Raw genomic sequence first — 23,374 nt, forward strand, 5'->3', positions numbered from 1 at the left:
CTGTTTCTGGCTTAGCGCGCGGAAATCGCATCCACCACGCACAGCGCAGTCATGTTGACGATACGGCGCACGGTGGCCGACGGCGTCAGGATATGGACCGGCTTGGCGCAGCCGAGCAGGATGGGACCAACCGCAACGCCGTTGCCGCAGGTATTCTTGAGCAGGTTGTAGGCGATGTTGGCGGCGTCGATGTTAGGCATCACCAGCAGGTTGGCGTCGCCTTTCAGGGCCGAATCCGGCATCACTTTGCGCAGCAGCTCGGTATCCAGCGCAGTGTCGCCGTGCATTTCGCCGTCCACTTCCAGATCCGGCGCCTGCTCCTTGATGATGGCCAAGGCATTCCGCATTTTTTGCGCCGAAGCGCTGTTGCTGGTGCCGAAATTGGAATGGGACAGCAAGGCAGCGCGCGGCTTGATGCCGAAACGCAGCATTTCTTCCGCGGCCAGGATCGTGATTTCCGCCAGCTGCTCGGCAGTCGGATCTTCGTTGACATGGGTATCGACCAGCACCAGCTGCCGGCTCGGCAGGATCAGCGCATTCATCGCGGCGTAGACATTGACGCCATCGCGGCGGCCCAGCACCTTGTCGATATAGTTCAAATGCAGGCTGGTAGTGCCGTAGGTGCCGCAGATCATGCCGTCGGCATGGCCCTTGTGGATCGCCATCGAACCGATCAGCGTATGGCGGCGGCGCATTTCCAGCTTGGCGTACTGTTCGGTCACGCCCTGGCGCTTGGTCATCGCCAGGAAAGTCTGCCAGTAGTCGCGATAGCGTTCGTCGAAATCAGGATTGATGACTTCAAAGTCGACATCCGCTTTCAGGCGCAGGCCAAAGCGCTCGATGCGCTGCTGCAGCACCGCAGGCCGGCCGACCAGGATCGGACGCGCCAGGTTTTCGTCAACCACCACCTGCACTGCGCGCAGTACGCGCTCCTCTTCGCCTTCGGCGTACACGATGCGCTTTTTCTCGGCCGACGTCTTCTTGGCGGCCTGGAACAGCGGCCGCATGAACGTGCCGCTGCGGTAAACGAACTGCTGCAGCTTGTCGATGTAGGCTTCCATGTCCTTGATCGGACGGCTGGCGACGCCGGACGCCTCGGCAGCCTTGGCCACCGCCGGCGCGATCTTGATCATCAGGCGCGGATCGAACGGCTTTGGAATGATGTACTCAGGGCCGAACGACAGGTTGGTGATGCCGTACGTCGTTGCGACGATGTCCGACTGTTCGGCTTGCGCCAGTTCGGCGATCGCATGCACCACCGCGATTTCCATTTCACGGGTGATGGTGGTGGCGCCGCAATCGAGGGCGCCGCGGAAAATGTACGGGAAACACAGGACGTTGTTGACCTGGTTCGGATAGTCCGAACGGCCGGTCGCCATGACGGCGTCGTCGCGCACCGCCTTGACGTCTTCCGGCAGGATTTCAGGCGTCGGGTTGGCCAGCGCCAGCACCAGCGGCCGCGCCGCCATCGCCTTCACCATGTCTTGCTTGAGCACGCCGCCGGCCGACAGGCCGAGGAAAATGTCGGCGCCGGGAATCAGTTCAGCCAGGGTGCGCGCATCGGTCTCGCGGGCGAAACGTTCCTTGTCCGGGTCCATCAGTTCAACCCGGCCTTTATAGACCACGCCGGCCAGGTCGGTGACGAAAATATTCTCGATCGGGAAACCGAGGTCAACGATCAGGTCCAGGCAGGCCAGCGCCGCGGCGCCCGCGCCCGACACCACCAGCTTGCAGCTCTTGATGTCTTTGCCCACGACTTTCAGGCCGTTCAGGATCGCCGCGCCGACGATGATGGCGGTGCCGTGCTGGTCGTCATGGAATACCGGGATCTTCATGCGGTCGCGCAGCTTGCGTTCGATCTCGAAGCATTCCGGCGCCTTGATGTCTTCCAGGTTGATGCCGCCGAAGGTCGGCTCCAGCGAAGCGATGATGTCGCACAGCTTTTCCGGATTGGTTTCGTTGATTTCAATATCGAAGACATCGATGCCGGCGAATTTCTTGAACAGCACGCCCTTGCCTTCCATCACCGGCTTCGACGCCAGCGGCCCGATGTTGCCCAGGCCAAGCACGGCGGTGCCGTTGGTGATCACGGCGACCAGGTTGCCGCGCGCGGTGTAGCGGAAAGCATTGGCCGGATCGGCCACGATTTCTTCGCAAGCCGCAGCCACGCCTGGCGAATATGCCAGCGCCAGGTCGCGCTGGTTGGTCAATAGCTTGGTCGGGGTAACGCTGATTTTCCCCGGGGTCGGAAACTCGTGGTACTCAAGCGCCGCCTGACGCAATTGTTGACGAAGTTCTTCTTTTTTATCGATCATCGAATCCATATGCGTCTGTCCCCAAGCGTAACAAGTGAAAGTCATTGATTTTATCAGACTGGTCGCGGCCGACTATGTGAATTTCGCATGGTGAACAGCTATTTCATAGGATAATCTATAAAAACTATTGAATTCTATAAATAAAATCTTAAAAACTATCAACCTCCATGCAGCCACTCCGTCATCCCCGCGCACGCGGGGATCCACCTTGCCGGCTAAAATGGATTCCCGCGTGCGCGGGAATGACCGGGGCGCGGAGCTGGGGTCGCCTAGACCGGGGCGCGGAGCCGGGGTCGCCTAGACGCTGCAGAAGTTATTCCCGCCTTAACCGAACGGTATTACGCCGCAGGGTCTGATTTAGAAATGATTGAGATCCAAGCGCTTGTTGTAAAATTGGCCGCCGCAAACTTCGCGGCGGCGAACATGCCGCGCATCGCGTTCCTCGCTGCCGCCAACCATCTTTCAGGACATTCATGAAACCCATCATCATCATCGGCGCCGGCATGGCTGCATATTCCCTGGCGCGCGAGGTGCGCAAGCTGGACAAGACGGCCGCGCTGCTGATCATTACTGCCGACGATGGCGGTTTCTATTCCAAGCCGATGCTGTCCAACGCTTTCGCGCAAAAGAAACTGGCGGCGCAGCTGATCTCGCAAAGCGCGGTGCAGATGGCGGAACAGATCGGCGCCAACATCATGACCAAGACCCGCGTCAACGGCATCGACACCGCGGCCAAGGTGGTCGATACCAGCATGGGCGCTTTCGAATACGCGCACCTGGTGATTGCCGTAGGCGCCCAGCCTATCCGACTGAACATCGCCGGCGACGCCGCCGACCGCGTGCTGTCGGTCAACCACATCGAAGACTACGCCACCTTCCGCGCCAAGCTGCTGCCTGACCAGCAGGCAACGGCGCGCGTGGCGATCCTGGGCGCCGGCCTGATCGGCTGCGAATTCGCCGACGACCTCGCAGCACATGGCCACACGGTGACGCTGATCGATCCCAATTCGCTGCCATTGGCTGCGCTGGCGGCGCCGGCTTTATCGGAAGGTTTGCATGCCGCGCTGACTGCCCGCGGCATCGCCCTCCAGCTCGGCACAACCGCCGCCAGCATCGACCATGCCGACGGCGCGATCAAGCTCACCTTGTCGAACGGCGAAGTGGTGATTGCCGATGTGGTCCTGTCCGCAGTCGGCCTGCGTCCTGACCTGGCGCTGGCGCAAGCAGCCAAATTGGCTACCGGCCGCGGCATCATGATTGACAGCCATGGCCGCACCAGCGCCGCCGACGTGTATGCACTCGGAGATTGCGCCGAGTACCGTGTCGACAGCGAAGGCCGCACCAGTCCCCTGCCATACATCGCGCCGATCCTTACCGCGGCACGCGCGATTGCCAAGACCCTGACGGGCGAAGATACCGCGATCGACCTGAAACATTCGCCGGTGATCGTCAAGACCCCGAGCTATCCGCTGGCGCTGGTGCCGCCGCCGTCGCACACAGTGGCGGCGGGCCGCTGGGAAACCGAATTGAATGGCGCGACCACCATTTGTCGCTTCTTTGATGCACAGGGAGTGATGGTAGGTTTTGGCGTAGCGCCGCAAGAAGCGAAAATCCGCCAAGCCTTGATGGCGGCCTTAGGCACTACGATTTAAGGAATTGGGCGGCGCTGCTGTCGGGCGCCGCCGGGACCTCAGGCAAATTCGGCAATCAGCTCAACGATTTCCGCACCGTAGGTCTCCAGCTTTTTCTCGCCGACGCCGCTGACGCCGCGCAGGTCATCCAGCGACGACGGCTGCGCCTTGGCGATTTCGCGCATGGTGGCGTCGTGGAAGATGACGTAAGCGGGGACATTGTGCTTGCGCGCAGTCTCGACCCGCCACCAGCGCAGCTTCTCGAAAATCGCCTGCTCCAGCGTCGACAGGTCGGTTTCGACATACCCCTTGGGCTTGCTGCCGCTGCGCTTTTGCTTGACCGGTTTCTGGTACTCGCGCAACTGCACCTGCTGCTCGCCGCGCAGTACCGGCCGCGCCGCATCGGTCAGCTTAAGGGCGCTGTATGCCTCATGGTCGACCGTGATCAGGCCCAGCGCAATCGACTGCCGCAGGATCGCCCGCCATTCGGCTTCGCTGCGGTCGCTGCCGATGCCAAAGGTGGAAAGCTGGTCATGGCGCCACTGCTTGATCTTGTCGGAATCTATGCCGCGCAACACATCCATCACGTGCATCGCGCCGAAACGCTGGTCGACCCGGTAGATCGTCGACAGCAGCTTTTGCACCACCACGGTCGCATCGAACGATACCGGCGGGCTCATGCAGGTATCGCAATTGCCGCAGCGCTCGGAACCCTGGCCGAAATAATCCAGCAAACGTACGCGCCGGCAATGCAAGGTCTCGCACAAGCCGAGCATCGCATCCAGCTTGACGCCCAGCACCCGCTTGAAGATTTCGCCGGCCTCGGATTCGTCGATCATGCGCCGCTGCTGCACCACATCCTGCAAGCCATACGCCATCCAGGCATTGGCAGGGGCGCCGTCGCGGCCGGCGCGGCCGGTTTCCTGGTAGTAGCCCTCTATGCTTTTCGGCAGATCCAGATGGGCGACAAAACGCACATCCGGCTTGTCGATCCCCATGCCGAAGGCGATGGTGGCCACCATCACGATGCCGTCTTCGCGCAGGAAGCGGCCCTGGTTCTTGGTTCGTTGCGCATAGTCCATGCCTGCATGGTAGGGCAAGGCCCGGATCCCCTGCTGCTCCAGGAATTCAGCGGTTTCTTCCACCTTCTTGCGCGACAGGCAATACACGATGCCGGCGTCGCCCGCATGTTCGCTCTGGATGAAATCGAGCAGCTGCTTGCGGCCGTTGGCTTTCTCGACAATCTGGTAGCGGATATTGGGACGGTCAAAAGAGGAAACGAAACGCGCGCCCTGCTCCAGCTGCAGACGCAGCGCGATTTCCTCGCGGGTCTGCTGGTCGGCGGTCGCCGTCAGCGCAATCCGCGGCACTTGCGGGAAGCGCTCATGCAGGATCGACAACTTGATATATTCGGGACGGAAGTCATGCCCCCATTGCGATACGCAATGCGCCTCGTCGATGGCGAACAAGGCAATCTTGGACGATTCCAGCAGGTCCAGGCAGCGCGGAGTCAGCAAGCGTTCCGGCGCCACATACACCAGGTCGAGATCGCCGCTGCGCACGCGGCGCTCGATCTGCGAAGCTTCTTCGTAGGTTTGCGTCGAATTCAGGAAAGCAGCGCGCACCCCGACTTCGGCCAGCGCATCGACCTGGTCCTGCATCAGCGCGATCAGCGGCGACACCACCACGCCGACGCCGTCCCGCAGCAGGGCCGGGATCTGGTAGCACAGCGACTTGCCGCCGCCGGTCGGCATCAATACCAGCGCATCGCCGCCGTTGGCTACATGGCTGACAATCTCAGCCTGCTGGCCACGGAAAGAGGGATAACCGAATACCGTTTGCAGTATATGGAGTGCTTGCGGGTCGGAACCGGCGGATGCATCTGAATGTGGCATTAAATACTTGACGAAGTTTTCTTTTAATTAAGGAAGCCGTTATGTACCGCCACCAGGAGGAAAATCCCCAAAGCGATGCGATACACGATAAACGGCCAGGTCGAGAAGCGCTCCAGGAATTTCATCAAGCCCCAGATCGCGCCGAACGCCGAGACGCTGGCGACCACCAGGCCGAAAATCAGCAGCATCCAGGTTTCCGCCGGCATGTGCAGGTGGAACAGCACCAGCAATTCTTTCAAGCCGGCCAGGGCGATCGCCGGCAGGCCGAGCAGGAAAGAAAAGCGCGCCGCTTCTTCGCGCTTGAAATTAAGGAACAAGGCGGCGGTCAGGGTGGAGCCGGAACGCGACACGCCCGGAATCAGCGCCCCCACCTGCGCCAAGCCGACAATCAGCGCGTCGCGCAGGCGCATCTCGCCGACCGTACGGCGATGGCGGCAACTCAATTCCGCAATCGCCAGCAATACGCCCATGGCGATACAGGCGTAGCCGATCACGCTCAGGCTGCGCAGCGGCGAGCCGCAGGCGTTCAGCACCGGCGCCAGCGCCAGGCCGGCAATCCCGATCGGGATCGTCGCCAGGACGATCGCCACCCCGAGCCGGAACGACGGGCTGCTGAAATTGCGCTCACGCACCGCCGTGATGCTGCCGACCGTCACCTCGCGCACATCGCGCCAGAAGTAGCTGACGACGGCAGCCAGCGCAGCCAGCTGCATCGCCGCGGAAAACGCCGAGCCGGGATCGTGCCAGCCCAGTATGGCCGGGACGATGCGCATGTGCGCAGTGGAAGAAATCGGCAATAGCTCAGAGATGCCCTGAATTACGCCAAGGATCGCGACCTGCACGTAATCCAGCGATGCAAACCCGATATCGGTACCAGCGGAACATACACCTGCCACAACACTCTCCTGTTCAGGATCAAATAACGGCCGTTTTCAGATCCGGCCAACTTTTCTGCGGAAGCCCCGCTCAGTGCGCCCAATTCACCCAGCCGGTGTAGCCGGTCACGATCACCACCAGGCCAAACACGATCCGGTACCACGCAAACACGGTGAAATCATGGCTGCTGATATAACGCAGCAGCCAGCGCACGCACAGGAATGCCGAAACAAACGCGGCAACGGTGCCGATCGAAAACAGCGGGATGTCGGCGGCGGACAGCAGCGCGCGGTCCTTGTACAGCGAATAGATGGTGGCGGCAAACAGCGTTGGAATCGCCAGGAAAAACGAAAACTCGGTGGCGGCCTTGCGCGACAGGCCGAACATCATGCCGCCGATGATCGTGGCGCCGGAACGGCTGGTGCCGGGAATCAGCGCAAACGCCTGGGCAATCCCGATCTTCAATGCATCGAGCGCGCTCATGTCGTCCACCGACTCGACCCGGGCGACACGGTCGCCGCCCTTGTTGCGGCGCTCGACCCACAGGATGATGAAGCCGCCGACGATCAGCGCAATCGCCACCGGCAAAGGCGCAAACAGTTTTTCCTTGATCATCTTGCTGAAAAACAGGCCCAGCAACGCTGCCGGCACGAATGCGATGATCAGGTTGACGACCAGCTTGCGCGCCTTGGGGTCGCTGGTGAGGCCGCGCAGGACCGCGCCGATGCGGGCCCGGTATTCCCAGCACACTGCGAAAATCGCGCCGGCCTGGATGGCAATCTCGAACACTTCGGCTTTTTCCCGCGTGATGTCGGCGGTGAAATCCAGCAAGCTGCCGGCCAGGATCAGGTGGCCGGTTGACGAGATGGGCAGGAATTCGGTGAATCCCTCGACCAGGCCCATGATGAGCACTTTTAACGCAAGAATAATATCCATGTAGTGTGGGAGTAGTAGGAGAAAGGAAATCAAGCGCCGGGCGAATGATACCGCCCTGGCAGTCGTATTGTTGCGAGTGTTTTCTTAAAACCTGCCGGCTATTTTACCGGTTCAAACGTGACCACCAGATTTTCTGCCCGGGTGCCGATCCTGGTCGGCATGAAAGCGACGCCGGCATAACGCAAATCCTCCGGCTTGAAGGTATACAGCGGCAGGTTGGTCAGCAGCTGGCGCGCCAGCAGGTTGCCGATCTGCGTGACTTGGGCAGCGTAGGTGTTGTCCAGGCCGTCAAGCACCAGGCTGTCCAGCCTGGCCTCCTGCAATGTCACCGCGTTATGCGGGTTATCCAGGAACAGCACGCCCGAGATCGCCATCTTGCCGTTCCACGACTTACCCAGCAGCGGCATGGTCAGGACCACGTCGGTTGTCATGGCCAGGCGGTTCTGTTCGGGCGGCAAGCTGAGCTGGGCCTTGTCGGCGGTTATTTCGAACAGGCCCAGGTAACGCTGGGAAAACGGCAAGCGCTTGTCTACCGATTGCTGCAGTTTGGTCAATGGGAATTCGACATCGCGCGGTCCGATCAGGGCCGCACAGGAAGACAACAACAGAGTCGCCAGCAAAACCAGCAGCGCCGGCATTTTCGTAACAGGCATGTAATTTTTCATTTGCATTCGGATTTTCCTTATTCTGTCTGCTGACAGACCCTACATGGCGGTCAATCGTTCCAGCGTCGCCAGATAATGCATGGCGTGCGTGCGGGAATTGCCGCACATGTCCAGCGCCGGCTTCAGGCTGGCGCATACCGCGGGACGATCGGGACTGCCGAAAATCCGGCAAAGGTTGGCCTGGTCCAGCTGGATGCAGCGCACGCCAGCCGGCTTGCCGCCGGGCATGCCGGGGATCGGCGACGAAATCGACGGCGCCGTGCAGCAGGCGCCGCAATCGGGACGGCAAGCGATGCTTTGCACGCTCATGCCCTGCCCCCGCCAATCCATGTATTTTTTGCAAACATCCGAAACCTGTAACAACGCCGATTTAACCGAAGGCCAGATTCTACCGGCAATCGCCGCGCATCCTTCAAGTTCCAGTGCAGACGCCAACCTTTCTTGACACTCCAGCGGTTGCCGCTTACATTACTGACTCTTAAGTCAGTAACGAGCAGGTAACCGAGGAAACCAAGGATTCATGAACTGCCCTTTCAGCTCCAAACCCCGCTGGGCAAGACGCAAGGAAGCGCGTCCGCAGGAACTGCTGGCGGCCGCGCTGGACCTGTTCGTCGAACGCGGATTCGCCGCCACCAGACTGGGCGATGTCGCGGCCCGGGCCGGCGTCTCAAAGGGCACTTTGTACCTGTATTTCGAGAGCAAGGAAGATTTGTTCAAGGCGGTGGTGCGCGAAAACATAGTGCCGGCGCTGGCTGAAGCGGAAGACATCATCGACGGCTACCAGGGCCCCAGCGCCGAACTGTTCCGCGAAATCCTGCTGGGCTGGTGGGAGCACATCGGCGCCACCAAGCTGGCTGGCATCACCAAGCTGCTGATGGCCGAATCGGGCAATTTCCCTGAACTCGCAGCTTTTCACCGCGAAGAAGTCAGCGAACGCGGCGAAGCGATGATCGTGCGCATGCTGCAGCGTGGCATCGAGCGCGGCGAATTCCGTGCGATCGACGTGCGCCAGACCGCCAACGTACTGATTGCGCCGGTGATCATGCTGATGATGTGGCAACAACCGCTCAACCCCTGCCACGTGGAGCCTGTGGATGCCGGCAGTTACCTGGACAGTTTTATCGATCTTTGCCTGCACGGCTTGCTCAGCAAACCGTAGCGCGCCCTGGCTTCAGGATTTACGCCAAACTGTCCCGGCAAGGCGCGACGACGAAGACGGTATGGCGTACGGCTAGGAGGAGTAACGCCGCTGGGGCAGTTTTGCGCAAGTCCTAAGGTTTTGAGGGTGGCCTTTGATAGAATGAGCCCTTTATTTTCACTACCGAGCCTTAACCATGAATATCGAACAAGCCCGCTTCAATATGATCGAACAGCAAATTCGCCCTTGGAACGTGCTGGAACTGGACGTGCTGGAATTGCTGACGGTAGTTCGGCGCGAGGAATTCGTTCCTGTCGCCTACAAGAGCCTGGCGTTTTCCGATACCGAGATCCCGCTGCCGGGCCCGAACGGCGAAAGCATGCTGGCGCCCAAGGTCGAAGCGCGACTGCTGCAGCAAGCTGCCGTGAAGAAACATGAGCAAGTATTGGAAATCGGCGCCGGTTCGGGTTATATGGCGGCCCTGCTGTGCTACAAGGCAAGGCATGTGACGACGGTTGAAATCGATCCCGAGCTGAAAGCGCTGGCTGAAAAGAACCTGGCTGCCTATGGCATCACCAATGTCGAGGTAATGCTTGGCAACGGCGCCCAGGGCTGGGACCAGGGCGCAAGCAAGACTTACGACGTGATCGTGATTTCCGGCTCGCTGTCGACGCTGCCGGACGCCTTCCTCAAGCAGCTCAATGTCGGCGGCCGGATTGTCGCCATCCTGGGCGAAGCGCCGGTGATGTCGGCACAAATCATTACCCGCACTTCGGACAGCAACTACAGCACGGTCCACCTGTTTGAAACCAACGTCAAGCCGCTGCGCGAAGCTGCCGTTCATTCCCACTTCAAATTCTAAGCCCGCCCATGCAACATCTCACTGCTTCAGAACTGGCCGCCTGGATCGCCGACCCGCAACGGCCGGCGCCGCTGCTGCTCGACGTGCGCGAGCCATGGGAATACGAGACCTGCCACATCGCCGCGGCGCAGCTGATGCCGATGCAGACAGTGCCGGCGCGCCTGAACGACCTGGAAGAAGACCAGGCGATCGTCTGTATCTGCCACCATGGCGCGCGCAGCATGCAGGTCGCTGCATTTCTCGAGCGTCACGGATTTTCCGCGGTCAGCAACCTGACCGGCGGCGTCCACGCCTGGGCGCAGCAGGTCGATCCGGCCATGCCGACTTACTAGGGCGTGCTGACCTAGGCCCCGACCCAACCGAACCAGACCACACCTGCCTGCCGCCACCGTTCCGGAGAGTGTAATGCGCAATACCCTTATGGCTTCGTTGATCGCAAGTGCATTGCTGGCTGCAAATGCACATGCGGTCGATCTGGTACAGACGTATCAGCAAGCGTTGGCCAACGATCCGGTATACACCAGCGCACGTTACGCGCTCAGCGCCAGCAATGAGGCCAGCATCCAGGGCCGCGCCGCCCTGCTGCCGGTGGTCGGCTTCGGCGGCAACTACAGCCGCGCCGGGGAATCCTGGAAAACCGTCACCAACAACTACAGCCTGCAGCTCACCCAGCCGCTGTTCCGTCCGGCGTATTGGCAGCAGTACCAGGAAAGCAAGCTGTCGGTCGCTGCCGGCGAAGTGAAGTTTGCCCAGGCGGTGCAGGACCTGATGCTGCGCGTCAGCCAGGCTTACTTTGACACGCTGACGGCGCAAGACGTGCTGGCTACTTTGCAAGCCCAGAAAAGCGCGATTGCCGAGCAGCTTGCCTCCGCCAAGCGCAACTTCGAAGTCGGCACCGCCACCATCACCGACACCAACGAAGCCCAGGCCAGCTACGACCTGGTGATTGCGCAGGAAATCGCCGCCAGCAATAACCTGGAAGTCGCCCGCAACGTGCTGCAGCAGATTATCGGCAAGCCGCCGGCGCCGCTGGCGACCCTGCGTCCCGGCGTCCAGCTGAGCGCGCCGCAGCCGGCGGCGATCGAGAGCTGGGTCAGCAGCGCCGAGGAGCAGAATTTCGGCGTGGTAGGTCAGCAAATTGCGCTTGATAGCGCCAAATACGAAATCAAGAAAAACCGTGCCGGCCATCTGCCGACAGTCGACCTGGTGGCCAGCCGCGCGCACTCCGATGTCAGCGGCAGCCCGATTCCTTTTTATAACATTTCTCAGATGAACAACTCGATCGGCGTGCAGTGGACCATCCCGCTGTATGCCGGCGGCGCCGTCAACAGCAGCGTGCGGCAAGCGGTGGCATTGGAAGACAAGGCGCGCTCGGACCTGGAAAGCGCGCGCCGCAACGCAGCGTTGAATGCACGCCAGGCTTACCTGGGGGTCAACAGCGGCTTGGCCCAGATCAAGGCGTATGAGGCGGCGGAGATTTCCAGCCAGTCGTCGCTGGACTCCAACCGGCTGGGTTACCAGGTTGGCGTACGCATCAATATCGATGTGCTGAACGCGCAGCAGCAACTGTTCTCTACCCGCAGGGATCTGGCCAAGGCGCGTTACGATACGCTGATGAATAGCCTGAAACTCAAGTCGGCGGTCGGCACCTTGAAAGAAGAAGACCTGCAGCAGATCAATGTGTTATTGACGCCGGCTGTTTATTGAACGTGTTCCTGAGGGGCCCGGGAACGGTGCATCAGGATCAGGCATCGTTGTTTTTCAGCATGAACGGCGATGTCTTGAACATGTGGATGCAGTTGTCGACTACTTTTGAAACATTGTCGGCGAGATCAAAGCTGTGCGGGCTGAAGGTCCAGTTGCTCAGGATGCCGAACAGCAATCCTTGCACCATGACCGCGGCCATCACCGGATCCAGTTCACGCGGCAGCTGACCTTTTGCAATCGCGAACCGCAGCAAGCGTTCTATGTCGGTACGGCCTTGCAAGAAACACTCATGCTGGCGGATATAGATAGGATCTTCCGGATCCACCAGCTCGCACTTGTGCAGGACAATTTCAAAAATCTTGCGCGACTGCGGATTGAGCGTCGCTTCCTGCAGGGTGAACAAACATCTGTTGCGGAACTGGTTCAGGGGATCATGCGCATTTTCGTCGGCGGTCTTTTCGATCATCGCTTCCATCGGCAGGCGCACCCGCTCACACATGGCGTCGAATAAATCGCTCTTGTTCTTGAAGTGCCAATAGATAGCTCCGCGCGTCACGTCAGCGGCGCTGGCGACGTCGGCCAGCGTGGTGCGCGCCACGCCGTGCTGGTGAAACACCTCCGCTGCCGCATCCAGGATGCGGCTTCGCGTTTCCAGTGCTTCTTCTTTTGTACTTCTAGCCATTTTAAGCCGACCTCCAAACTGTTACGATATTTTGTGCGCTCGCAGCAAATAATTTATTAGCAATACAGACATAACACATACATTCGTGCATGTATGTATAATAGCAGGATTCCGGCTGTTCCACCCGCTTTCTGGCAAGGCATCCGGTGCAACAAAGCAATTACTTATATATCCTATGTCAATTCCAGAAACAGAGTCACCTGTCAGATCTGCAGTCTTTCCTCAATTACCGTGCGAGAATTTTATGAATTCAGTTAGCTCTATCAGTCGTCTCACGCGTATCACCCTGGCTATCGCGCTCCTGTCCGCTGTTGCCGCCTGCGGCAAGAAGCCGGAAGCCCAAGCGCAACCGCCAGCCGGTGTTTCATTCGTCACCATCGCCCCAGAACGCCTCGCCCTCACCACGGAATTGCCAGGTCGGCTGGAAGCTACCCGCATCGCCCAGATCGGCGCGCGGGCAGCCGGCATCGTGCTCAAGCGGAATTTCCGCGAAGGCAGCGATGTAAAAGCAGGCCAGACCCTGTACCAGATCGATCCGGCGCCGTTGCAAGCCGCTTACGACAGTGCCCAGGCAACCTTGGCCAAGGCCGAAGCAAACCTGACTACCGCGACCCTGAAAGCGCAGCGCTACAAACCGCTGGTGGATGTCAATGCCGTCAGCAAGCAGGATTACGACGACACCGTTGCCACCCAGAAGCAAGCTGCCGCTGACGTTGCATCCGCCAAGGCTGCACGCCAGACCGCCAGCCTCAACCTCGGCTACGCCACCGTGACCTCGCCGATTTCCGGCCGCATCGGCAAGGCGCTGGTGACCGAAGGCGCACTGGTCGGCCAGGGTGAAGTGACCCAGCTGGCAGTGGTGCAGCAGATCGATCCGATCTACGTCAACCTGACCCAGTCCAGCACCGATATCCTCAAATTGCAGCAGGCAATGAAGAACGGCCAGCTGGAAAGCGCCGGCGCCGGCCAAGCCAAGGTCACCCTGGTGACTGAAGACGGCCGCACCTACCCGCAAACCGGCAAGCTGCTGTTTTCCGACCTGACGGTCGACGCCAACACCGGTTCGGTCACCCTGCGCGCTGAATTCCCTAACCCGGACCGCAGCCTGTTGCCTGGCATGTATGTACGCGCCAGGCTCGAGCAGGCAGTCAACGCCTCCGCCCTGACCGTGCCGCAACAGGCGGTCCAGCGCGACCTCAACGGCGCTTCGGTGTTCGTGATCGGCGCTGACAATAAAGTGGCCGTACGGCCGGTAATCGCCGATGTCGCACAAGGCGACAAATGGATCGTTGCCGAAGGCCTGAAAGCGGGCGACAAGGTGATCGTTGACGGCTTGCAAAAGGTGAAGCCAGGCGCGCCGGTCAATCCGTCGCCATGGAAGCCTAATGCTGCTCCGGCAGCTACAGCCGCACCCGCTGCAGCGGCCGGCGCCAGCGCCAGCGCGGCAGCTGCCTCAGCTGCTACATCTACCGCTAAATAAGGAGCCTATCAATGGGCAAGTTTTTCATCGACCGCCCCGTATTTGCGTGGGTGCTCGCCATCTTCATCCTGCTCGGGGGTGCTTTGGCGATCACGCAATTACCGGTGGCGCAGTATCCTTCGATTGCACCGCCGACGATTGTAGTTAACGCCACCTACCCTGGCGCAACTGCACAAACCCTCGACGATAGCGTTACCAGCCTGATTGAACAGGAAATGAACGGCGCCGACGGTTTGCAATATATCGAGTCGCAAAGCCAGGCTAACGGCACGGTAGCCATCACCGTGACGTTTTCGCCTGAAACCAATGCCGACCTGGCAGCAGTGGACGTGCAAAACCGCTTGAAGCGGGTAGAAGCTCGCCTGCCGGCGGCAGTCACGCAACAGGGTGTGCAAGTGACCAAGTCGCGCAGCAACTTCCTGATGTTTATCGGCCTGTCTTCAAGTGACGGCAAGCTCGACCCGATTGCACTCGGCGATTACCTGTCGCGCAACGTGCTGAACGAAATCAAGCGCGTGCCGGGCGTTGGCCAGGCCCAGCTGTTCGGTACTGAACGCGCCATGCGGATTTGGATTGATCCAGCCAAACTGGTTGGTCTCAATCTGACGCCAGGCGATGTCACGACTGCAATCACTGCACAAAATGCTTTGGTCGCAGGCGGCACCATCGGTGATTTGCCTAGCCCTGGCACTCAGCAGATTTCCGCCACCGTGGTTGTCACCGGCCAGCTGAATACGGTTGAACAGTTCGGCAATATCCAGTTGCGCGCCAATGCGGATGGATCGGTGGTACGTTTGCGCGACGTTGCGCGTATTGAAATCGGTGGCCAGTCTTATGCGACAGCCGGCCGGCTGGACGGCAAGCCGACTTCCTTCGTCGGCGTGCAGTTGTCGCCAACTGCCAATGCGCTGGGCACCGCTACCGCAGTCCATGCCAAGATGGCTGAGCTGTCGAAGTATTTTCCGCCCGGCGTCACATACACCATTCCTTACGACACCTCGAAATTCGTCAAGATTTCGATCGAAGAAGTGGTCAAGACCTTGGTAGAGGCGATCATCCTGGTGTTCCTGGTGATGTACCTGTTCCTGCAAAACATCCGCTACACCCTGATCCCGACCGTGGTTGTGCCGGTGGCCCTGATGGGTACTTTCGCCACGCTGCTGCTGTTCGGCTTCTCGATCAACGTCCTGACCATGTTCGGCATGGTATTGGCGATCGGTATCCTGATCGACGATGCGATCGTGGTAGTGGAAAACGTCGAACGCATCATGAGCGAAGAAGGTTTGTCGCCGCGCGATGCAACCCGCAAGGCGATGGGCCAGATCACCGGCGCGCTGATCGGTATCACCCTGGTGCTGATCGCGGTGTTCATCCCGATGGCGTTCTTCAGCGGCGCGGTTGGCGCGATTTACCGCCAGTTCTCGCTGTCGATGGTCGCTTCGATGGTGTTCTCGGTGCTGATGGCGTTCACGCTGACACCGGCGCTGTGCGCCACCATCCTGAAACCGGTGGAAGCTGGACATCACCACGAGAAGAAGGGTTTCTTCGGCTGGTTCAACCGCAAGTTCAACGCGACCACCAACGGCTATCAAGGCGTTATCGCCAAGATGCTGACCAAGACCGGCCGTTACCTGCTGATATATGGCGCGATCCTGATAGGCGTCGGTTTGCTGTATGCCCGCTTGCCGGCGTCGTTCCTGCCGGCCGAGGACCAGGGCTACATCATCACCAACGTGCAATTGCCTTCCGGCGCCAGCAGCAACCGCACCTTGGAAGTCATCAAGACGATTGAAGACTACTATTCGAAATTGCCTGGTGTGGCCCATGTGGTTGCCATTACCGGGTTCAGTTTCTCGGGCAACGGTCAGAATGCCGGCCTGGTGTTCACACCGCTCAAGGACTGGAGCGAACGTGGTCCGGATCAGTCGGCCGACGCAATCGCCGGCAAGGCATTCGGCGTGTTCACGCAAATCAAGGACGCCATCGTCTATCCTTTGAATCCCCCGCCGATTCCAGAACTGGGCAACGCCACAGGCTTTACCTTCCGCCTGCAAGACCGTTCGGGACAAGGGCATGCCGCGCTAACCGCAGCGCGTAACCAAATGCTGGGCATGGCATCGCAAAGCAAGATCCTGGCTGGAGTTCGTCCTGAAGGCCTGGAAGATGCGCCGCAGCTGCAGCTCGATATCGACCGCGACAAGGCCAATGCCCTGGGTGTTTCGTTCAACGCCATCAACAGCGCGCTGTCGACCGCGCTTGGCTCTTCCTACGTAAATGACTTCCCTAACCAGGGCCGTCAACAACGGGTAATCGTGCAAGCCGATGCACCGCAACGGCTGCAACCGGAAGACCTGGCCAGGTTGTATGTCAAGAACACCCAAGGAACCATGGTGCCGTTCTCGTCATTCACCAGCTCGCACTGGACTAACGGTCCGGTACAGCTGACGCGCTATAACGGCTATCCGGCGATGAAAATCTCCGGTGGCGCATCACCTGGCCACAGCACAGGTGAAGCGATGGACGAGATGGAAGCGTTGACCGCGAAACTCCCTCCCGGCTTCGGCTTTGAATGGACCGGCCAGTCGCTGGAAGAAAAGACTTCAGGCTCGCAAGCACCGATGCTTTACGCATTGTCGCTGCTGGCGGTGTTCCTGGTGTTGGCAGCATTGTACGAAAGCACTTCCATCCCGCTGGCAGTGATGCTGGTGGTACCGCTGGGGATTCTCGGCGCATTGCTGGGCGTAACCTTGCGCGGCATGCCTAACGACGTCTACTTCAAGGTCGGGATGATTACCGTGGTCGGCTTGTCGGCGAAGAACGCGATTCTGATTATCGAATTCGCTAAAGACCTGCAGGCGCAAGGCAAGGGCCTGATCGAAGCGACGCTGGAAGCTGTGCATCTGCGGTTCCGGCCGATTCTGATGACCTCGTTCGCTTTCATCCTGGGCGTGTTGCCGCTGGCGATCAAGACCGGCGCCGGTTCAGGCAGCCAACGCGCAATCGGTACCGGCGTGATGGGCGGCATGATCACAGCGACGGCCTTGGCGGTATTCCTGGTGCCAGTGTTCTTCGTGGTGGTGCGCAAACTATTCAAAGGCAGCGAACGCCAACGCAAGCTGCATGCGGCCAATCAGAAAATAGATGTGGAGAATCAGCATGTTTAATATGGCAATTACGGCGTACTTACCCAAGCAACTGACCGGCGCCCTGCTCTTGGCAGGGGTCCTCTCGGGTTGCACCATGGCGCCGACCTACGTACGGCCGGAAGCGCCGGTGGCCGGCAGCTATCCGGCTGCCGCCGACGGCCAGGCGCAGCTGGATGCGGCGGCGCTCGGCTGGCGCCAGTTTTTCCCGGACCAGCGGCTGCAAGCGCTGATCGCCTCGGCGCTTGAAAACAACCGTGACCTGCGCACTGCTGCCTTGAACATCGAGCAGGCGCGCGCGCAGTACGACATCACGGCGGCCGACGCCTTGCCCAACTTCGACGGCAATTTCAGCCGCACCCGCGGCCGTACCGCCACGTACCAGCTGGTGCCGGGCCAGAACGCGGTTGGCACCGCTTACCAGGTCGGCTTGAACATGACCTCGTTCGAGCTGGACTTTTTCGGCCGCGTGCGCAGCTTGAAAGATGCCGCCCTGGCGAGCTACCTGGCGACCGAAGAAGCACGCCAGGCGGCGCAGATCAGCCTGATCTCGCAAGTTGCCCAGGCTTACCTGACCGAGCAGTCGTATGCCGAGCAGCAAAGGCTGGCGCAGCAGACCCTGGACAGCCGCCTGGACGACTACAAGCTGGACAAGATGCGTTTTGATGTCGGCGCCTCGTCGGAACTCGACCTGCGCAACTCCGAAACGCTGGTGCAGTCTGCCCGCGTATCGCTGGCGACGCTGGTGCGCCAGCGCGGCCAGGCCACCAACGCCTTGGTTCTGCTGGTCGGCAAGCCGTTAGGCGACCTGCCCGCGCCGCAATCGCTGTCGGATGAGCAAATCGTCACCGAGATCCCGGCCGGCCTGCCTTCCGATCTGTTGAACCGCCGTCCCGATATCCGTGAAGCGGAGCAGCAGCTGCGTTCCGCCAACGCCAATATCGGTGCAGCGCGCGCCGCCTTCTTCCCGACCATCTCGCTGACGGCGGGAATCGGCAATGCGAGCACATCGCTGGGCAGCCTGTTCTCGGCCGGCAGCCGCACCTGGTCGTTCGTGCCGCAGCTGACGCTGCCGATTTTCGAGGGCGGCCGCAACCGCGCCAACCTGTCGCTGAGCGAGATCCGCAAGAACCTGGCGATTGCCAGCTACGAGAAAACCATCCAGAGCGCATTCCGGGAAGTTGCCGATGCACTGGTTGCCCGTGGCACGCTGGAAGAACAGCTGGCAGCCCAGGATGCCTTCCTCAAGGCGCAGGAACAGCGGGTGAAGTTGACCGAACTGCGCTACAAGAACGGCATCGCCAGTTCGACCGACCGCCTGAATGCGCAGCGTGACCTGTTCTCGGCGCAGCAGTCCCTGATCCAGACGCGGCAGCTGCGCCTGAACAATGCGATCGACCTGTACCGGTCGCTGGGTGGCGGTTTGAATGAAAATACCGTGGTGGCGGCGACGAAATAACCGTCCTGGGCTTGAGTCCTGCAAAACGCCGCACTTGTGCGGCGTTTTTTTTACCATTACAGTTTGTCTCTGCCCCCAATATGGATTGAAATACATTCCCCATGAAGAAAACCATCATCCTGACCGGAGCCACCGGATATATTGGCTCTCATACCTGGTGCGCCCTGCTTGAGGCCGGGTATGACGTGATCGGCCTGGATAATTTCTGCAACAGCAGCATGGAAGTGATTGGACGCATTTCTGCGATTACCCAGTCAACACTGAATTTTATTGAAGGCGACGTACGGGATGCATCCCTGCTCGACTCCATTTTCCAGCAGCATAAAATCGACGCAGCCATTCATTTTGCCGCACTGAAGGCAGTGGGAGAATCGGTAGAAAAGCCATTGACCTACTACGACACCAATTTGAACGGCTTGTTGAATTTATGTTCGGTGATGGCACGGCATAGCGTAAAAACCCTGGTATTCAGCTCATCGGCCACGGTCTACGGCGATCCCGATTCAGTACCGATCAAAGAGGACGCGCCTTTACGGACAACCAGTCCATATGGCCAGACAAAATTGATGGGCGAGCAAATCCTGCGCGATCTCGAACATTCGGATCGTGACTGGAAAATAGGATATTTGCGCTATTTCAACCCGGTCGGCGCACACAAGAGCGGGTTGATCGGTGAAAATCCGCGCGGCGTTCCAAATAATTTGATGCCTTATGTCGCGCAGGTTGCAGTGGGCAAACTGGAGAAATTACGCATATATGGCGGTGATTACCCTACCCCGGATGGCACCGGCGTGCGCGACTATATCCATGTAATGGACCTGGCGGAGGGGCATGTATCGGCGGTATCGCATCTGCTTGATGACGGTGCATCCGGCAATGGATCGTTCACCGTGAATCTTGGCGCAGGACATGGGATCAGCGTCCTTGAGGTAATTCACGCTTATGAAAAAGCATGCGGGCGCCCGATTCCCTATGAAATTGTGCCAAGACGCTCGGGTGACGTCGCCGCCTACTACGCAGATCCGTCTTTAGCCTCGGAAATCCTCGACTGGCGGGCCACACGAGGGCTGGATGTCATATGCAGCGACTCATGGCGCTGGCAGAACATGAATCCAGACGGCATATGAATCCGGGCAGATTAAGATAGCTGCCCCTGTTCCGCCAGGATTTTTTTACGCTTGATGATATACGTCAGGAAAAACGCAATGCTCAAGGCATAGTAAGGATAGATTTCCCACCATAAAAATATAACATCCACCAGCCCCAGGACGATAAAACCAAGACAGAGCGCTACTCCCATCCCGGCCGTATATCGAACCTCATGGTCATCATTGCGTATATCGCGTAAAAAATAATATGCCGGCACAAAATATAATGCCAATAATGCAAACAGCCCGAATAATCCCAGCCTGGACATCATGAATAATATTTCGTTATGGGAATGCGGAAAACCTGCTGCGACCGGCGTAATGACATTTCTCTCCGACAATTCTTCCAATGCTTTCGGGAATCCTTCTACCCCGACTCCGAAAATCGGGTGTTCTGTAAACAGCACCCAGGATCCTCGCCATAGCTGAAGACGGATGCCGAGAGAAGTGTCGACATTTTCTCCCCCGGAATACTGGGTCATATCGCTTTCGGCAACAGATACTCGCTCTTTGACAATTTGACCGTAGTGGGCGACGGCGCCAATTAATATTATAAAAAAAACTACGACAGATAATTTATAACTGGTGCGGATGTTTTTGGTTACCAGGCAGGCAAGCGCAATAAAAACCGGTATCGTCAGCCAGACCCCGCGTGATTGCGATAAATAGGCGACATACAAACTGGTACAAAGCGCTGCAATTTTGAATAATATGGCCAACTTATTGCCAGGCTTGTTCCACGCGATCGAAAATACCGAGAATACCCCCAGCAACAGGGCCATTTCGGAAAAAATGATGATGGGAATGAAATCTGTTCCATAACGCGTGGCTCCGCCGTCCGTAAGGATATAGATTTTGACAACCGCCAGAAATGCGCCTATGACCAGGGCCCATTGCACATGTTTCATGTACCTGATCGGCAAGAACGAGAGAATCCAGAAAATCAAGGCAAACACCGCAAGCCGAAGTAGCGGGTCATAAGTCCTGCCCGCGAAGTGACCGGATGCAAGCTGGTTAGCAAATACCGCAACCAAAGGAGCGCACATTGCCAGGCAAAGCGGCCAATAGCCTTTCATCACCTGGCCAAATGATTTATCGTCCGGATATCTTCTGGAGGCAAGAAAAATCAGGCTGCACAATAACAATAAGGCAAAAAGCACACCGGCCGCACGATCTACAACCAATGCCAATGTATAAAAAGCTATGACGATGGAAGCAATCAACAATTTCACGTAACGCAAGTATTTCTCCGATTTGCAAATGTTATAGCGCTTAGAAATAAATACATCGCCATATTATTCCGACAACTGAAATTTAGACCCGGTTTCAAATTAATGCTATTTTAGTTTCCTAAAAACACGCATGAAGGCACAAACAGGATATTTATGGTCAAGTGTATTTTTTTACATTATTCATGAATCTTAGCCATAAATATTTCGCATGCCATCCGATTCCCTCAACGATCCTGTGCTGCTTGATCAGGAATTTCGAAAACAACTTTAATTCCCTGACACTTTTCGGAGGGTCCAGCGGCATGTCGGCCCAGGAAGACATTGACTGGTATTCGACGAATATCGACCTGGCTTCATGCAGGCACCAGGATTGCCAAGGCTTTACCGGGCCTGTGAAATGCATGAACACAAACGGCTTCGTCACATTCAGGCGTGTGCCGCCCTTGCTGAGAAAATCCACCAGGTGATAGCGGTAATTCCATTTGTCATCAATGTATTTTGCACGTCCATTGAGTACGGCATTCAACGCATCCTGGTCGGCGAAACGCAATTCTTGGGTTGAAAGAACCGTGAGCGCCTTGTTTTGCGTATCGTTCGCCACCCAATTATTGACGTCAATGTACATTACGCCAGCATTGAAATATTCATGATGCTGCAGATGTAATGCCGCAACCTGCGTCTTTACCGTAGTTTCAAGCTCATCGTGTACAACTGCGGCAATGCAGTCGTTCATTTCAATCGGCAATAACTCGTCAATTTTCCCCATGCACAGGATGTCTGCGTCAAGATACAGGACCTTGCCGGCGATCCCTTGCATTAAATTGGGGATCAATATCCGGATAAATGTGCCAAGCGGGTGTTGCGAAAAACAAGGAAATTGAGAGAATTCAGACAATATATCCGTGTGCAGGATATGAATTATTATGGAAATATTGTGGCTGGCTTCCAATTCCTGCAACCGGCGCCGGCTGTCATCGGTAATCGAAAAAGCAAACACATGGAAAATAAAAACCACATCAGGATTGTTTTTAACAATAGAGGTAATATTGACGCCCATGCCTCGAAAATAATTAGTATCAACACCGAAGGCCACGTGCACAGCATTGGGGTTGAGAACATTATCTGAAGCAGAGTTACAAGATGTGTTGATACTCAATTGCAATCCTTACTGACTTATAATATATGCATCATCAAGCTTCAAGGATAGAAACTCAATCGAGCGGAATTTGTAAAAAAGCACATGTCGGAACGCAAGCTCTTGAGGCCGCTTTTTTTGCGAAATAGCGAAGGATAGCAAACTTGGGTTCCTCATGTCATTAAAACCCCCTATATAAATCAATAACTTACAAATCGGTACAAACCCTTACAAATCCGATTGCTTTTCCAAAATTTGAGCTGGTTCAAGGTTGCACAGTTCCGATTTGCCCGGAAAAATCCTGCCGTTCCCCTACCAGAGCAACCCCAGCCATTCGTGCAACGCATATCCGCTGTAACGCATGCCTTCGCCAGACGGCAAGAAACTTAGCAGGGTAAACCGGTCCCGGCTGAGGAATACTGTTGGAGCAGCAACCACCTGCAGCCCCGTTTGAGCGAACAACAATTGCGCGCGGGGCATGTGCACGGCATCAGTCACCAGAATGATCTTTTGGACTTTCGCTTGCCGTAAAATCTGAGCGGAGAATTTTGCATTTTGCTTGGTGTCGTCAGATGCCTCTTCAAGCCATTTGACCGGCGTCGCAAAATCGTCCCTCAGGCTTTTTGCCATGACGGCCGCCTCCGATATCCTGGAACCGTCAGGCGTGCCGCCCGACAGCAGTATCGGCAGCCCGGTCCGGCGCTGCAATTTGGCGCCGTAGCGCAAGCGCGCCAAGGTCCAATAATTTGGCGTATCGCCGCCGTCGTATTCCGGCGCATTTGCCAGCCTGCCTCCACCCAATATGACGATGGCTTGCGCGCCGTCGGCTGCGCCCGCCGCCAGCGGCAGAGCGCGCTGCTCCAGCGGCGCCACCAGCAACAAAGCCCCGGCCTTGCTGCTGAGCACTACCAGCAGCAGCAATGACCCCAGGCTGAGCGCCATGCCGATGCGCGGGAAAACGCGCCGCAGCAGCATGCCCGCAATACACAGCAAGATCAGGTTGGTTGGCAGGAGCAGCAGCGCGCTGACCACTTTGGTGACGATAAAAGATGCATGCATGGTTGACAGGC

General features: G+C 58.1%; 19 protein-coding genes. 9 read left to right on the forward strand and 10 right to left on the reverse strand.

Features of this window, described 5'->3' with window-relative positions:
- Positions 1 to 11: 11 nt before the first annotated feature.
- Positions 12 to 2,324: an NADP-dependent malic enzyme gene (locus V8G57_RS23455; RefSeq protein WP_092396810.1), complete on the reverse strand. Its 2,313-nt coding sequence runs from the start codon at positions 2,322 to 2,324 to the stop codon at positions 12 to 14.
- Positions 2,325 to 2,788: 464 nt separating this feature from the next.
- Here V8G57_RS23455 and V8G57_RS23460 point away from each other — a divergent pair, with 464 nt between their 5' ends.
- The gene (locus V8G57_RS23460) at positions 2,789 to 3,967 is read left to right on the forward strand and encodes an FAD-dependent oxidoreductase (RefSeq protein WP_342831433.1); all 1,179 of its coding nucleotides are present in this window, start codon (positions 2,789 to 2,791) and stop codon (positions 3,965 to 3,967) included.
- Positions 3,968 to 4,005: 38 nt separating this feature from the next.
- On the opposite strand, the gene recQ is transcribed toward V8G57_RS23460, so the two are convergent.
- The 5 genes from recQ to V8G57_RS23485 all read right to left on the reverse strand — a co-directional run bounded on the left by recQ (position 4,006) and on the right by V8G57_RS23485 (position 8,648).
- Positions 4,006 to 5,841 carry a DNA helicase RecQ gene (gene recQ, locus V8G57_RS23465; RefSeq protein WP_342831435.1) on the reverse strand — a complete coding sequence of 612 codons (1,836 nt, stop codon included), beginning with the start codon at positions 5,839 to 5,841 and terminating at the stop codon, positions 4,006 to 4,008.
- A gap of 23 nt (positions 5,842 to 5,864) precedes the next feature.
- On the reverse strand, positions 5,865 to 6,737 hold the full coding sequence (locus tag V8G57_RS23470; RefSeq protein ID WP_342831436.1) for an undecaprenyl-diphosphate phosphatase: 873 nt from the start codon (positions 6,735 to 6,737) through the stop codon (positions 5,865 to 5,867).
- A 70-nt stretch (positions 6,738 to 6,807) separates the two neighbouring features.
- Positions 6,808 to 7,653 (reverse strand): undecaprenyl-diphosphate phosphatase, encoded by an 846-nt coding sequence (locus V8G57_RS23475; protein ID WP_092396802.1) that lies wholly within the window; start codon positions 7,651 to 7,653, stop codon positions 6,808 to 6,810.
- 98 nt (positions 7,654 to 7,751) lie between these two features.
- Positions 7,752 to 8,306 (reverse strand): DUF1439 domain-containing protein, encoded by a 555-nt coding sequence (locus V8G57_RS23480; RefSeq protein WP_175500962.1) that lies wholly within the window; start codon positions 8,304 to 8,306, stop codon positions 7,752 to 7,754.
- A 51-nt stretch (positions 8,307 to 8,357) separates the two neighbouring features.
- Positions 8,358 to 8,648 (reverse strand): YkgJ family cysteine cluster protein, encoded by a 291-nt coding sequence (locus V8G57_RS23485; protein WP_254785040.1) that lies wholly within the window; start codon positions 8,646 to 8,648, stop codon positions 8,358 to 8,360.
- A 190-nt stretch (positions 8,649 to 8,838) separates the two neighbouring features.
- On the opposite strand from V8G57_RS23485, the gene V8G57_RS23490 reads away from it, so the two are divergent.
- The 4 genes from V8G57_RS23490 (at position 8,839) to V8G57_RS23505 (ending at position 12,025) form a co-directional block, all read left to right on the forward strand.
- Entirely contained in the window at positions 8,839 to 9,477 is a 639-nt protein-coding gene (locus V8G57_RS23490) for a TetR/AcrR family transcriptional regulator (RefSeq protein WP_342831437.1), read from the forward strand.
- Between the two features lie 175 nt (positions 9,478 to 9,652).
- A complete protein-coding gene (locus V8G57_RS23495) occupies positions 9,653 to 10,318 on the forward strand; it encodes a protein-L-isoaspartate O-methyltransferase family protein (RefSeq protein ID WP_342831438.1) in 666 nt (221 codons plus the stop codon).
- An 8-nt stretch (positions 10,319 to 10,326) separates the two neighbouring features.
- Positions 10,327 to 10,650: a rhodanese-like domain-containing protein gene (locus tag V8G57_RS23500; protein WP_092396794.1), complete on the forward strand. Its 324-nt coding sequence runs from the start codon at positions 10,327 to 10,329 to the stop codon at positions 10,648 to 10,650.
- Between the two features lie 73 nt (positions 10,651 to 10,723).
- Positions 10,724 to 12,025: a TolC family outer membrane protein gene (locus V8G57_RS23505; protein WP_342831439.1), complete on the forward strand. Its 1,302-nt coding sequence runs from the start codon at positions 10,724 to 10,726 to the stop codon at positions 12,023 to 12,025.
- A gap of 37 nt (positions 12,026 to 12,062) precedes the next feature.
- Here the strand turns inward: V8G57_RS23505 and V8G57_RS23510 are convergent, their stop codons facing one another.
- Positions 12,063 to 12,707, reverse strand: coding sequence for a TetR family transcriptional regulator (locus V8G57_RS23510; RefSeq protein ID WP_092396790.1), 645 nt, complete (start codon positions 12,705 to 12,707; stop codon positions 12,063 to 12,065).
- Positions 12,708 to 12,951: 244 nt separating this feature from the next.
- Here V8G57_RS23510 and V8G57_RS23515 point away from each other — a divergent pair, with 244 nt between their 5' ends.
- The 4 genes from V8G57_RS23515 to galE all read left to right on the forward strand — a co-directional run bounded on the left by V8G57_RS23515 (position 12,952) and on the right by galE (position 19,916).
- Positions 12,952 to 14,187 (forward strand): efflux RND transporter periplasmic adaptor subunit, encoded by a 1,236-nt coding sequence (locus tag V8G57_RS23515; protein WP_342831440.1) that lies wholly within the window; start codon positions 12,952 to 12,954, stop codon positions 14,185 to 14,187.
- Between the two features lie 11 nt (positions 14,188 to 14,198).
- Positions 14,199 to 17,351: an efflux RND transporter permease subunit gene (locus V8G57_RS23520; protein ID WP_342831441.1), complete on the forward strand. Its 3,153-nt coding sequence runs from the start codon at positions 14,199 to 14,201 to the stop codon at positions 17,349 to 17,351.
- Positions 17,344 to 18,789, forward strand: a complete 1,446-nt coding sequence (locus V8G57_RS23525) for an efflux transporter outer membrane subunit (protein WP_092396784.1) — start codon at positions 17,344 to 17,346, stop codon at positions 18,787 to 18,789. The genes V8G57_RS23520 and V8G57_RS23525 overlap by 8 nt, the downstream gene beginning before the upstream one ends.
- Positions 18,790 to 18,890: 101 nt before the next feature.
- Complete coding sequence (gene galE, locus V8G57_RS23530) at positions 18,891 to 19,916, forward strand: UDP-glucose 4-epimerase GalE (RefSeq protein WP_342831442.1); 1,026 nt, start codon at positions 18,891 to 18,893, stop codon at positions 19,914 to 19,916.
- A gap of 11 nt (positions 19,917 to 19,927) precedes the next feature.
- On the opposite strand, the gene V8G57_RS23535 is transcribed toward galE, so the two are convergent.
- From V8G57_RS23535 to V8G57_RS23545, 3 genes are all read right to left on the reverse strand, one after another.
- Positions 19,928 to 21,169: an O-antigen ligase family protein gene (locus V8G57_RS23535; protein ID WP_342831453.1), complete on the reverse strand. Its 1,242-nt coding sequence runs from the start codon at positions 21,167 to 21,169 to the stop codon at positions 19,928 to 19,930.
- 157 nt (positions 21,170 to 21,326) lie between these two features.
- Positions 21,327 to 22,325: a glycosyltransferase family 8 protein gene (locus tag V8G57_RS23540; protein WP_254785039.1), complete on the reverse strand. Its 999-nt coding sequence runs from the start codon at positions 22,323 to 22,325 to the stop codon at positions 21,327 to 21,329.
- 291 nt (positions 22,326 to 22,616) lie between these two features.
- Positions 22,617 to 23,363 carry a YdcF family protein gene (locus tag V8G57_RS23545; RefSeq protein ID WP_092396776.1) on the reverse strand — a complete coding sequence of 249 codons (747 nt, stop codon included), beginning with the start codon at positions 23,361 to 23,363 and terminating at the stop codon, positions 22,617 to 22,619.
- Positions 23,364 to 23,374: the final 11 nt, after the last annotated feature.

The sequence above is a fragment of the Collimonas rhizosphaerae genome, assembly GCF_038896935.1.
In the GTDB taxonomy this organism is placed as follows: Bacteria; Pseudomonadota; Gammaproteobacteria; order Burkholderiales; family Burkholderiaceae_D; genus Collimonas; species Collimonas rhizosphaerae.